The sequence below is a fragment of the Paenibacillus oryzisoli genome (assembly GCF_050467285.1).
Classification (GTDB): domain Bacteria; phylum Bacillota; class Bacilli; order Paenibacillales; family NBRC-103111; genus Paenibacillus_E; species Paenibacillus_E oryzisoli_A.
In genome coordinates, this window is sequence record NZ_JBCMUN010000007.1 from 225,119 (window position 1) to 238,382 (window position 13,264).

Annotated in this window: 11 protein-coding genes; all 11 read right to left on the minus strand. The window is 46.4% G+C overall.

Annotation, left to right across the window (positions count from 1 at the left end; translation table 11 throughout):
- Window positions 1-3 precede the first annotated feature (3 nt).
- On the minus strand, window positions 4-2,304 hold the full coding sequence (locus ABE504_RS13495) for a histidine kinase (RefSeq protein WP_430089089.1): 2,301 nt from the start codon (window positions 2,302-2,304) through the stop codon (window positions 4-6).
- A gap of 25 nt (window positions 2,305-2,329) precedes the next feature.
- Window positions 2,330-2,890: a potassium-transporting ATPase subunit KdpC gene (kdpC, locus tag ABE504_RS13500; protein WP_430089092.1), complete on the minus strand. Its 561-nt coding sequence runs from the start codon at window positions 2,888-2,890 to the stop codon at window positions 2,330-2,332.
- A 26-nt stretch (window positions 2,891-2,916) separates the two neighbouring features.
- A complete protein-coding gene (kdpB, locus tag ABE504_RS13505) occupies window positions 2,917-4,959 on the minus strand; it encodes a potassium-transporting ATPase subunit KdpB (RefSeq protein ID WP_430089095.1) in 2,043 nt (680 codons plus the stop codon).
- 41 nt (window positions 4,960-5,000) lie between these two features.
- Window positions 5,001-6,671, minus strand: a complete 1,671-nt coding sequence (gene kdpA, locus ABE504_RS13510; RefSeq protein ID WP_430089931.1) for a potassium-transporting ATPase subunit KdpA — start codon at window positions 6,669-6,671, stop codon at window positions 5,001-5,003.
- 48 nt (window positions 6,672-6,719) lie between these two features.
- The gene (locus tag ABE504_RS13515; RefSeq protein ID WP_430089934.1) at window positions 6,720-6,797 is read right to left on the minus strand and encodes a potassium-transporting ATPase subunit F; all 78 of its coding nucleotides are present in this window, start codon (window positions 6,795-6,797) and stop codon (window positions 6,720-6,722) included.
- Window positions 6,798-6,986: 189 nt separating this feature from the next.
- Window positions 6,987-7,754 carry an ABC transporter permease gene (locus ABE504_RS13520; protein ID WP_430089098.1) on the minus strand — a complete coding sequence of 256 codons (768 nt, stop codon included), beginning with the start codon at window positions 7,752-7,754 and terminating at the stop codon, window positions 6,987-6,989.
- Window positions 7,755-8,513, minus strand: a complete 759-nt coding sequence (locus ABE504_RS13525; protein WP_430089100.1) for an ABC transporter ATP-binding protein — start codon at window positions 8,511-8,513, stop codon at window positions 7,755-7,757.
- A gap of 8 nt (window positions 8,514-8,521) precedes the next feature.
- Window positions 8,522-8,878: a DUF1048 domain-containing protein gene (locus ABE504_RS13530; RefSeq protein ID WP_430089103.1), complete on the minus strand. Its 357-nt coding sequence runs from the start codon at window positions 8,876-8,878 to the stop codon at window positions 8,522-8,524.
- Between the two features lie 12 nt (window positions 8,879-8,890).
- A complete protein-coding gene (locus ABE504_RS13535; RefSeq protein ID WP_430089106.1) occupies window positions 8,891-9,238 on the minus strand; it encodes a DUF1048 domain-containing protein in 348 nt (115 codons plus the stop codon).
- The gene (locus tag ABE504_RS13540; RefSeq protein WP_430089937.1) at window positions 9,235-9,543 is read right to left on the minus strand and encodes a PadR family transcriptional regulator; all 309 of its coding nucleotides are present in this window, start codon (window positions 9,541-9,543) and stop codon (window positions 9,235-9,237) included. Before ABE504_RS13540 ends, ABE504_RS13535 begins: the two co-directional genes overlap by 4 nt.
- Before the next feature lie 211 nt (window positions 9,544-9,754).
- On the minus strand, window positions 9,755-13,144 hold the full coding sequence (locus ABE504_RS13545; RefSeq protein WP_430089109.1) for a DUF7594 domain-containing protein: 3,390 nt from the start codon (window positions 13,142-13,144) through the stop codon (window positions 9,755-9,757).
- Between the last annotated feature and the right edge of the window lie 120 nt (window positions 13,145-13,264).

A 13,264-nucleotide genomic window follows, 5' to 3' on the forward strand; every position in this document is an offset into this window, starting at 1 on the left:
TATTTATCTCACCCTATTTCTCGAAGATTGCCATGACTCGTAATCCGCAATGATGAGCACATCCATTTGACGCGCATAGGGCAAAAGCTTCTTGACCATCATACTCTTTCTAACGATAAGTTGTGTAGCTCCAGCTTCACTTGCTTTTGTCGCAAAATAACGCGGAATGTGATTGCGATTTACGACCGCTTGAAAGGAAAACTCCCCTCCCAAGCGTTTGGTTAGCTTTTCAAGAGCCTCCAACATGGGCTTCAATTCCTCAAGATACCGGGCAGCGATAAAGCTTACCTGCCAGGCTGCTTTCAACCGATGCGCAATGCGAAACCCCCGCCGAATCAACCGGTCGGCTTGTGTGAATTCGGTGATACACACGTAGATGACTTCTTTTCTTCGCCACGGCCCTCGTAATGAGTTCTTTCGCTCCATAGACTCCAGACGCTCATCAACATCATCGGCAATTTCACGCAGAGCTAATTCGCGCAAGGCGATAAGATTTCCTGTTTTAAAAAAATGATTTAAGGCCTGATCCACTTTTGCCATCGCATAAATTTTTCCGTCTCTCATTCGGAGCTGCAGCGCTTCCGGGGAAACATCGATTAACTGGACTTCATCGGCTGTTCGGAGCATGCTGTCAGGAACGGTTTCCCGCACACGCACGCCCGTTATATGTTCGACAGCATCATTTAAGCTTTCCAAATGTTGAACGTTTACCGTGGAAATGACGGAAATACCGGCTTCCAAAATTTCGAGCACATCTTCGTAGCGCTTCTTATTCTTACTTCCGGGTACATTGGAATGGGCAAGCTCATCCACCAAAACCACTTCAGGCCGCAGACGGATAATCGATTCGGTATCCATCTCTTCAAGCCTCGCACCCTGATAGTGAATTTCTGCCCGCGGTATACTGACAAGATCGCTAACCTGCGCGATCGTTTCTTGTCTGCCATGTGTTTCAAGCAGGCCAACTTTTACATCAATCCCCTTTTTGAGCAAGTCATTGCCTTCCCGCAGCATCGTGTAGGTTTTCCCTACACCAGGTGCAGCGCCAATGTACACCTTGAATCTGCCGCGTTTGATTTTCTCAATTTTTTTCTCAACTTCCTGCTTGCTCAGACGCTTATATTTGTAAGGCTCCTTGGGCGATTGCATATGAGCAGGCAAAATACGCTCCCCCTCTTTCGAGGCACGATCCGCAACAAGAAAGACATCAACGTTCCTTGCCCTCTTCAACAAACCGTTGATGACAGATCCATAGAGAAATGTTTGCCATCTGGTTTGTTTAGAATGCCCCAAAACAATACGTGTAACATGATGGGTATTCGCATAATTCACGACTAATTTTGGAATACAGCGGCGATAAGAAAGTGGCAGCTCTTTAAATTTACCTCCAACTTTCTCCACCAGTTTCATCATTGACCTGCGAAAAGCAGCCGCTTCTTTAGAGAGTGTTTTCCCCATTTTCCGCAGCGTGACGACATGAAGATCACCATTCAATCGCTTGGCGATTTGCTGGCCTCGGCGGACATAAATAGAGCCGTTCCAGTGGTACTGCGTCGTAACAAGGATACGCTCTGTGGTTCCCGATGGACCCTGAAACCCCATTTCCTCCCGATGAGCTTCCAGGGAATCATTCACATCCTCTGCTACGAGTCGGAGGGCCAGCTCTCTCAGTACACCTAAATTTCCACGCTGAAATAAAGCGGAATCTTTATTTCCTTTTAGATGACCTTCTTCCAATCTAGTGAGAATCGTTTCCGGTGTAGCATCGATGAGTCTGACCTCATCAGCTAACTCCAGTATGTTGGAGGGAACGCAATGTCCCACCTCTACGCCAGTTAATTTATGCGCAACTTCCATCGCTTCTTCCAGTTCATAAACATTGACTGTCGTAATCACACTGATGTCGTGTGCAAGCAAATATTTAATATCCTCAAGTCGTGTTGGAAAAAGAGCATCGCTTCGATTATGGTGTGCCAATCCGTCTACGAGAACAACCTCCGGATTTCGTTTAAGTAAAGCATCCAGGTTCAAATCCTTTTGTTCCACGCCATCTTTCATCCAATGGATACTCGGAACCCGTTCCAGATCCCCTAATTGTTCCACAGTTTCCGGCCTTTGAAGCGTCGACACCGCACAGATAACAACATCAATCCCTTGCCCCTTAAGGTTATGCCCCTCCCTCAGCATGTGATAGGTTTTACCAGACCCGCTGACGGCACCGATATAAATTTTTAAGCTGCCGCGGTGCAGCTTGGAAATCGATAATAGGATTTCCTCTGGTGTCTTTCGCTTGAAACCATCCAACGAGCACCGTCTCCCTCTTTCTTCCCTATTTCACTTTGTGCAGCAGTTCCATATTCAATTCAGTCACGTTGACCCTAGGCTCACCAAAAATTCCGAGCTGCCGCGCTTTTGCAACCTGATCAACAAGCTCATTCAATTTGCTCTCCGAAATTCCTGTTTCTCTACTTATCCGCGGGATTTGAGCTTTGGCTCCTTCCCGAGACAAGTCAGGGTCAAAACCAGAACCAGATACAGTCACGATGTCTGCTGGAATTTCTGTTAGATTCGGGTTCTCTTTCTTCCATGCCTCAATTTTATCTGCCATTGCCGCAGCATAATCACTAGAAGCTACTGCAGTGTTTGAACCTGCTGTAGCTGTAGGATCATAATTGGCGGCTGATGCTCTAGGATGAAAGAACTTTGGAGACTCGAAGTTTTGAGCCAGTAATTCCGAACCAATGACGGTACCGTTCGATTCGATGAGACTGCCATTTGCTTGTTTGGGAAATAAGACTTGCGCCACTCCTGCTGTAGCAAGCGGATAGATAAGTCCACAGACGATCATGAACAATAGCGACACCCGAATAGCGATCATAACCGATTTCATAATGTAATCCCCTCACTTCTCTTCTTTTACACGATATTTAAGCCGTGAATCACCATATCAATGATCTTAATCCCGATGAATGGCACCACAACGCCGCCAACCCCGTACAACAAAACATTGCGAGACAGCAAGCGATCAGCCGACATCGCCCGGTACTTCACACCCTTCATCGCAATTGGAATCAACAGCGGGATGATGATGGCATTGAAAATTAAAGCAGACAAAATGGCCGATTCCGGTGAGGCCAGATTCATAATGTTCAATGCCTGCAACTGCGGCATGGCAAGAATGAACATCGCTGGAATGATCGCAAAGTATTTGGCAATATCGTTCGCGATGGAAAACGTCGTCAAAGCGCCGCGGGTGATTAATAATTGTTTGCCGATGGAAATTACGGAAAGCAGCTTGGTTGGGTCAGAATCCAAATCGACCATGTTGGCTGCTTCTTTCGCCGCCATCGTGCCTGAATTCATTGCTAATCCTACATCTGCTTGAGCAAGCGCAGGGGCATCATTTGTTCCGTCGCCTGTCATCGCTACAAGTTTACCTTCTTGCTGCTCTTTTTTAATAGCAGCAATTTTATCTTCCGGTTTGGCCTCAGCGATAAATTCATCAACACCAGCTTCAAGTGCAATCGTTGCTGCTGTCAACGGGTTATCTCCTGTGCACATGACCGTTTTTATCCCCATTGCGCGCAGCTCGGCAAATCGTTCCTTCAAGCCCGGTTTTACCGTATCTTTGAGATAAATGACGCCAAAGATCCGCTCGTTAATCGCGACTGCGAGTGGCGTGCCCCCGGCTTTTGCAATTCTGTTCGATACTGGTTCTAAGTCATCTGGAATTTTACCGCCAAGCGCAGTTACATATCTTTTGATGGCATCTACCGCACCTTTGCGGAATTTCATACCGTCCGCCAGATCAAAACCTGACATTCGCGTTTCAGCGGTAAACGCCACGACTTCTGCATCCGAGTCATGATTCGCTTGCCACGACTCGCCAAGTTTATTCGCAAGCTCAACAATCGAGCGCCCCTCCGGTGTTTCATCTTTCACTGAAGCTTGCAGAGCTGCAAACGTAATGTCTTTCACAGATTTTCCGCCAACCGGCACAAATTCTGAAGCCATCCGATTACCGAACGTAATCGTCCCTGTTTTATCCAAAATCATCGTGTCGATATCACCGGCCGCTTCAACCGCTTTACCCGACATCGCAAGCACGTTAAACTGTGTCACACGGTCCATGCCTGCGATACCAATCGCTGACAACAGGCCGCCAATTGTCGTCGGAATGAGACAGACCAACAGGGCAATCAACGTGGAAATTTCTAATTTTACATGTAAATACTTCGCCATGGGAACCATGGTCATGATGACGATTAAGAAGATCAACGTCAGTACAGCAAGCAGTGTCGTAAGGGCAATTTCATTTGGCGTTTTCTGCCGCTTAGCCCCTTCGACGAGTGCGATCATGCGATCAAGGAACGATTCACCAGGATCCGTCGTTACTTTAACAATGATATAGTCAGATGCTACCCGCGTACCACCTGTAACGGAAGAAAAGTCGCCGCCTGCTTCTTTAATAACCGGAGCGGATTCCCCTGTAATCGCTGACTCATCAATGGAAGCCAAGCCTTCGATGATTTCACCATCCGAGGGAATGATCTCGCCGATTTCAATCCGGACCACATCTCCCTTACGAAGAGAAGTCGATGGGACCTGCTTATAAGCACCATCCTTTTGAACCAAACGAGCCATGGTGTCGGATTTCGTTTTCCGAAGGGAATCCGCTTGCGCCTTTCCTCTACCTTCCGCTAATGCTTCAGCAAAGTTGGCAAAAAGTAAAGTGAAAAGCAGTATTACAAACACAGCGATGTTGTAGCCTCTCCCTACCTCAGAGCTTTCAAACAGCTCAGGTACGAACGAAAGCAGCAGCGTAATGACCGTGCCCACCTCAACCACAAACATAACCGGATTTTTCATCATAATCCAAGGATTTAATTTCTTAAATGAATCCACGATCGCTTGATTCACCATTTCTTTTGTTACTGTTTTTTTACGTTCCGCAGCCATATCAATCACTCCTAAAGTCTCTCAGAATCTACGTCTGTCCATTAACGTGCTGCCAAATGTTCAGCAATCGGCCCCAATGCGAGAGCCGGGAAAAATGTCAGCGCACCGATAACCAGAATGATCATCATTAAAACTCCCATAAATAAAGACGTGTCTGTCCGCAATGTACCGGTCGTAACAGGAACGACACGTTTCGCAGCAAGTGAACCTGCAATGGCCAACATCGCAAAAATTGAAACGTACCGTCCGAACAGCATAACCATCCCAATCCCCAGATTGTAGAAGTTCGTATTCGCGGTCAACCCACCGAAAGCAGATCCGTTATTGGCCGCACCAGAAGTGAAGGCGTATAACACTTCTGAAAGACCGTGCATACCTGGATTGGCTATGGACGCAACGGATTCAGGACGAATCAACGCCCAAGCCGTCGGCGCAAGTATAATGAGCGGATGCGTCAGAATTGCGATGGCTGCCAGCTTAACCTCTTTACCTTCAATCTTTTTACCAAGAAACTCTGGTGTTCGCCCAACCATGAGCCCGCAGATAAAAACGGATAAAATCAGGTAGAGCAACCCGTTTAACAGGCCTACCCCTTTGCCTCCAAACACATTGTTCAACATCATCTCTGCAAAAGGAGCAATACTTCCAAGAGGCGTAAGCGATTCATGCATCGCGTTAACACTCCCTGTTGTTGCAGCAGTGGTTACCGCCGCAAATAAAGCAGTCTCTGACACACCGAATCGAACTTCCTTGCCTTCCATATTGCCGTGCACACCCATTGCATCAATGGCAGCAATTCCTTTGTACTCTGCAAAGAAAACCGTAGACAACATCACGATAAAGATAATTCCCATCGCAGCAAAGATGGTCCACCCTTGTTTCTTGTTCTTAATCATGAGGCCGAAGGCATAGACCAGGGAGGTCGGCAGCAGCATCATACAAATAATGTGGATGAAGTTCGAAACTGGCGTTGGATTTTCAAAAGGATGCGCCGCATTTGTACCAAACCAGCCACCGCCATTCGTACCGATATGTTTAATCGATTCCAGAGAAGCAACTAAACCGCGAGTAATCGTCTGCGGCGCGCCTTCCATCGTTGTTGCTTGAACAGCCCCCAGCAAGGTTTGGGGAACACCTTGGAAAACCAGCACTAAAGCCACAAGGAAGCTTAACGGTAGAAATACACGTGTAATGGCTCTTGTCAAATCCACGTAGAAATTACCGAGATGATCTTGTCGACCGACTAAACCACGGATGAATGCGACAGCGACTGCGAATCCGGTTGCCGCGGAAGTAAACATCGGAAACGTAATAGCGGCCATTTGAGAGAAATAAGACAGTGTATTCTCCCCGCTGTAAGCTTGCCAGTTCGTATTTGTAATGAATGAAACAGCTGTATTGAATGCTAAAGCTGACGGCATATTACCGATACCATCGGGATTAAGCGGCAAATACTTTTGAAGTCTAAATACGGTATACATGAGGATCAGCATGATCAAATTCACAAGCAATACGGCACCAACATACTTTTTCCAACCCATCGCTTCATTTTCCCGAACACCCATGATGCGATAACATACACGCTCGAACGGAGCAAACACACGATCCAGGCCGCTCTTTTCATAGTCAAATACTTTGACCAGGTAACTTCCCATCGGTTTTACCAAAAGCATGATAATCCCTAGTGTGATGACGACTTGTAACATTCCCATACCCATAGTAGGTTCTCCCCCTGCTTACACAAGCTCATAGTCTTACAATTAGAATTTCTCAGGCTTCACTAGAACAAAACCGAGATAAACCATGACGGCACATGCAATTATTCCAATAACGATCATCGCGCTGCCTCCTACTATTTTTCTTTCACCGCTCCCTTTCCTGACTCATTGTAACGCCGAACCGTATAAAAATGGGGTAAAGAAACTTTAGCTCCGTATAAAAAAAACATAAAAAAACTCAACTTTTGAACAACAAAAAAGAAGCCTAAGAGTAGAGAAACTTTACTCTTAGGCTTCTTTTCAGCTTTTTTATACTCTCTTTTTATAAGCCCTCATTGCAAAGAAACAAGCGACGAGCATAATGCCGAGGCACCAGGCTAGCGCGATCCAAATATCATTGCCCACCGGCTGGCCCGCTAGCAAGGCACGGATGGCTTCTACAATTGAGGTGACTGGTTGGTTCTCAGCAAAGACACGAACAACAGTCGGCATCGACGCAGTTGGCACAAAGGCCGAGCTGATAAAGGGCAGGAAGATCAGCGGGTAGGAGAAGGCGCTCGCGCCATCGATCGTTTTAGCGGACAGGCCGGGTATCACGGCGACCCACGTTAAGGCTAGTGTAAACAGCGCAAGTATACCCGCTACGGCAAGCCATGGCAGCACGCCTACGGACGAGCGAAATCCCATCATCAACGCTACAAGGATGATAACAAAAACGGATATGGCATTGGATACCAGAGAAGTGACAACATGCCCCCAGAGCAAAGCGGAACGAGAAATCGGCATAGTGTAAAACCGCTCAAACAAGCCCCGCTGCACATCGGTAAATAATCGGAAAGCGGTGTAGGAGACTCCGCTGGCAATCGCCATAAGGAGGATGCCGGGCAGCAAATAATTCACATAGTTATCCGTTCCGGTTTGGATGGCTCCGCCGAACACATAGACGAACAGCAGCAGCATCGCAATCGGCATGATGGTGACCGTGACAATGGTGTCCATGCTGCGGGAAATATGCCGCAGGGAACGTCCCACCATAACCCCCATATCGGTGAAAAAATGATGTTGTACCGTCTCCATTTACTTCCCCTCCCTTTTACCGATGATAGTGAGGAAGATTTCCTCTAATGTCGGTTGCTTTTCCACATATTCCACTTTGGCCGTTGGGAAAAGCCGTTTAAGATCCGCGAGCGTGCCATGAGCGATAATCTTCCCCTCATGGAGGATGGCGATTCGATCAGCAAGCTGTTCAGCCTCCTCCAAGTATTGCGTGGTAAGGAACACCGTCGTACCGCCGTCAGCCAGCTCCTTGACAATTTTCCAAACCTCGATGCGAGCTTCAGGGTCAAGCCCCGTGGTAGGTTCGTCAAGGAAAATAATTTGCGGTTTGCCAACGAGGCTTAAGGCAATATCGAGCCTGCGGCGCATACCGCCCGAATACGTTGACACTCTGCGGTCGGCGGCATCTGTCAAGCCGAAGCGCCCCAGCAGGTCTTCCGTAACCTGACGCGGATTCTTGAGGTATCTCAGCTTCGCAATCATATTCAGATTTTCCCGACCGGTTAAAATTTCATCCACCGCGGCAAACTGCCCAGTCAGACTGATCGATTGCCGCACTTGATCAGGTTTTGCCGAAACATCGATCCCGTTGATCGCCGCGTCCCCGCCATCCTGCTTGAGCAGCGTGGTGAGGATTCTGACAATTGTTGTCTTGCCTGCGCCGTTAGAACCAAGCAGGGCGAAAATCTCACCGCGCTTGACTTCAAAATCGACGCCCTTTAGGACTTCCGTGTCCTTGAAAGACTTTCGCAGACCGTTTACTTCAATTGCTGTAGCCATCCTGTTCCTCACCCTTTACTTTTTTTATCTGTCACCTTTTTCATGGCCTTGTTCACTTCTTGCAAAACAGATTCTTGATAGATGTCAGCGTAGGTTTTGGAATCTTTGATGAGATCGTCGCAGAAGGCCGCTACGTCACTGCTCGTCACTTCCAGCACGCCTTTCCCCATGGCCGCGCCCTCTTCAAAAAGATCGACAATCCCCGAGAGCAGCCCCGTCCCTTCGGTTAGCTGGACAGGACCGACCTTAAATAAATATTTTTGAATTTCTTTATAAACAATCTGATAATCTTGCGGAAGCGCTTTGACACGCGCCATGTGCGCCCGCCACTCTTTTTTACCTTCGATGATATCCCGGATTCCCATTATTGTGTCCTCCTATTTACCTAATTTTTTGGCAATACTATGGTTAAGCTGTTCACGCCACTTATCACGGTAAGACTTTGCCCCTTCTTCGCCGGCCAGCGCTGCGCAGAAGCCTTGGATATCGTCACCCAAAACCTCTTGGACACTTTGGCCGTCTGCCGCCGTTTCTTCGAGCAGACCCAGTACACCGTCCAGAATTGGCATCAGGTTGCGACCGCTGAAATCTGAGTAGGACCAAAGATTTGTCTTCACTTTTTCCCACGAAGCTTGATAATCAGCAGGCAGCTTTTGGGCACGCGATTCAAAAGTTTTCATCTCTTTCGTCATGTCGCTGCCGGTGATTTTTTCCCAGAAATTCATTGTTTTGTCTCCTTTAACTCGTTAATTTTGGACGATACGAACGACCATTTGTCCCAGAACCTCTGCAGCTCTTTGCGTCCCGCATCGTTGATCGCAAAAAACTTTCGCGGAGGTCCCATGTCGGAGGGCTTCTTGGTGATTTCCACCAAGTTGTTTTTTTCAAGCCGGATGAGGATCGTATACACCGTTCCCTCCACAACATCTGTAAAACCGAGGGCGTTCAACTGCCGCGTAATCTCGTAGCCATACGTTTCGTTGCGGCTTATAATTTCAAGGACACAGCCCTCAAGCACCCCCTTGAGCATTTCCGTTATGTTTTCCAACACGATCACTCCTTGCTATTCTGTATCACAGGTATGCTGTATTACTTACTACCTCTATAAAGTAACACTGAGTAGTTATTTTGTCAATAGCGGTTTTTCTAAAATGGTGTCAAAGTAAAGCCCCACAGCAAAGATACGGCTGAGGGGCTTTGATTCGATTTCTAGTGTAACTCTCTCTGTTTGTCCACGCAGCTTAATTCCCTAAAATGAGATTCGGTTTATAGGATGAGTTACCATATTCTTTACTAGCAATACTTACGTTTGCATTTTTCGTATCCACTTCCAGTCGGAATGACAATACCTTATCCGGATGGCTTTTAACGTAGGTAGTCACATCAATTTCAATAGGAATGTTGGCCTGCGAAACAGGGATTGAGGCAATCAAGGTTCCCGCACTTGTTGGCGCCGTGTTCCATGTCATCGCATCCGTGGTATAGTTTGCTGTTTCCCATCTGTATGCGTTTGCTTCTTTCCAGGCATCTTCAGGGATGCCGTAAAGCTTTATTGTAACAGGCGCAGATACACTAATCGGTGTAATGCTTAATTTCGCTGTAGTTATCGACTGATCATACGGAGCTATATTAAATTTCAAAAATGCTTTTCTTGCATAATCCCCGCTATCATTCTTCAATTCCAAAACAGAGGATTGCCCGTAATTGGTATCCGCATATATCCCTCCTCTAACTGTTGCATCCTCAGTGGCACTAAAGTCAGTAGGGTTGCTAAAGATTGATTTAACAATTTCTGAACCAGGCTGTACTTCAAGTACCGGTCTATAACTGGCCGTTGCATGATCTTTACTGTATATATTTATCGTCTTCTCGATCTCTTTCCCCTCTAGTCTCAATACCGCGTATCTTCCATTCAATCCCTGAATGTAATGGGTAATGTCAAGCTCATATGGTGTTGCTGCTGCTGATAGGGCAATCTCTCCTAATAATGTACCTTTCTCAAAGGGTGCCGTATCCCAAATCAAATTCGTTTCGCTCCATGTAAAATTGGTGATGCCATATACTTTCAGGCTTCCGGAAGGACTAAACCCTGCGGTTGTTGTCACTTTCAACTTACTTGTTCCAGGATTGACCTTTAGCTTCTTTAAGTCGAAAACCATGTAGCCGACCCTGTTGTAATCTCCGGAAGAATTCTTGATGTCCATTTGCGATTCGGATCCATAGTTATTTCCTGCATATGCGCCACTGCGAACATAAGCATCTGCGACTGGCTGCAGGAGTGCTGTGGCCGTATCAGCTTGAATCGTACGATAATCTCCGTTGGAGGTAAAAGTGATAGCGTTACCATTGTAGGTGATGGTCACTACTCCGGGGGCATACAGGGTGATCATTTGGTTTAACTCTTTACTGCTGTACAAGTTCAATGTGCTGCCATTATATTCTACTTCCAAATTATCTATGGCATAAGCCGACTGAATCAGAGGGGTCACACCTTCTTTCAGAACCTTACCGTTCTTAATGATTGCCAAGCCGTTGCTGTCATCTGCATTCTTCTGTACATAGGACAGTTCCCCGTCAAAGTTATAAAAGCCGAACGTTCTCGCTGCAGCCGGGTTCGCTTCATGGGAAATATAGTAGAAGCCGTCTACCCCATTCGAAAAATCAAAACGCAAGGCAGAGGCCACATCCTGATTCACCCCAATATTATATCTGCTGACAGATGCTGTCAGGCTGCTTCCCAATGGTTGCGGCAACAACATCGTATCAAAGGCTGCAGGACCACTTTTATTTTTGACATAGCTTGCATATTTAGCTGTCTGATACGCCTGATCGACATCACTATAGTAGCCGTCTAGCAAAGATGAAGTTAATTGTGCAGGATCGGCAGGAATAATAAGCAAGTTGGGTTCATTTGCCACCACTGTTTTCGATTTACCGTCCGTGGTATTTAAAATCGGATTCACATTCGGCATAAAATGCCATGTCTGTTGATACTTATGGCTATTTACCGTACCGTTCTTTACAATATCGGATATAATCCAGAATCCTGGTTTAACGAAAAGCACTTTGCGGGTAAAATCATAAGGCTTCTCCTCCCCCTCATATCCGGAGTTCGAACTGGTCGTTCCGCTGTAGAAATCGAAGCCATCATTCGTAATCCAGCTGTTCGTTGTATTGCCATTAGCCCTTTGCGGCCTATCATCTACTTCAATCGTACTATGTGCTTCTGTCGTCTTTCGCAACCAGTTAGCCACCGGCACTTCGTCATAACTATACGTTCCAGGGTCTATTAATCTTCCTTTCCCGTAGGCAGATACCGTCAAACTCAAATCATCAGGATGAGCGTGATTACCCGCATATTGATTTTCGATAGCCATATAGTTGGCATCATAGGCCCATGAACTGCGCATAATGGCTACGCCTGCATTCGGATATAGGGCCGATGTTTGGTCTGGTTCTTTCCCGCTTGATCCGCCTGATGCTACGTATGTAAGATCATAACGATGAAGGTAATCTCCTTCCGCAGCAAAGCTTCCATTTTTGGTATCTCGTCTGCTGTCCCCAATCGCCACCTGGAATCCGCCCGGCTCGGAAATATCCCTTGAATAGTTCACCATTTTAAGTACCTTGTCTTCCAAGTTCCCTAATACGTCGTAACCGTTCAGATCATTTAAAGTTTTAATTCTCACATATTGGCTGGCAGCCCCCTCATGATACAGCGGTGCCGGTTCGTTTAATACACCATCATTATATACACTATTGTTCAACTGCTCTTGTAATCGCAATTTCCCGGTATCCCTCCATGTCGGAGCATTTTTAAATTCCGGGAAATATACCCCCATCGAATTCAAGCCGAGACTCTCCATGACGACCCAGTTTCCCGTATGACTTCCTACGTTAGTGAGCAGCCAATTCGCAGATTGAGACATATATTTCAGCATACCGATATGCCGGGCTGCATCGATATTCGCGTTCACGCCTGTATCCCCGATGACAATCGAATACGCAATGACCAGATTTTCTAATCGTATGCCTGTATCCAGCGTTCTTGGGTACCCCGGATTCGCGTTGCCTTTGTCATAAATAAATTCAGCCACTATATCTAAAAAATTGTTTAATTGTACGACATCGTCATGATCCCTTGCGTATCTGGCCGAAGCGATGACATAAGGTAGTCTGCAAATGTTGTAGTTAAATTCCGTTGAATATCCGGCAGGATTGTTCCATGTTACATCTGCATTCGGATATTCGTAACTCTCGCTTCCAAATTTAAATTTTCGATTGGTGATATCATTTAACAGCGTTAGACTGGCAGGATTGCCTGCATAGAAAGGATAAATCGACGTATCCTGGTTAGGGAATTTCACACTTGTTCTGCCTTTGTAGTAATTCAGCAGATTGGTTTTAGCTTGTGTATAATTACCTGCCGCGACACTCGTTTTGACTGCGGATAGTCCCGGATAATCTAGATTAATGGAACTGAAAAAATCGGCATCGGTCATTGTACTTGTATCGCCCCATGTCGATGCAAGCGCTTTCGAATTACTGAAAAAAAATGAGGTTAGACCAAGAACTAGAAATAATGAAAACATAGTTATACGAATATGCCGCGACAAAACTTTGCTCAACATAAAATAAACCTCCATTCTTTAAATGAGATTCCTGTCTATCTGGGTTTACTCAACCTACTTTCGCTTGTTAGTATCAGGAGGGAAGAGGCCAGGCATAAAAGATCTTATACCCGGCCTCTT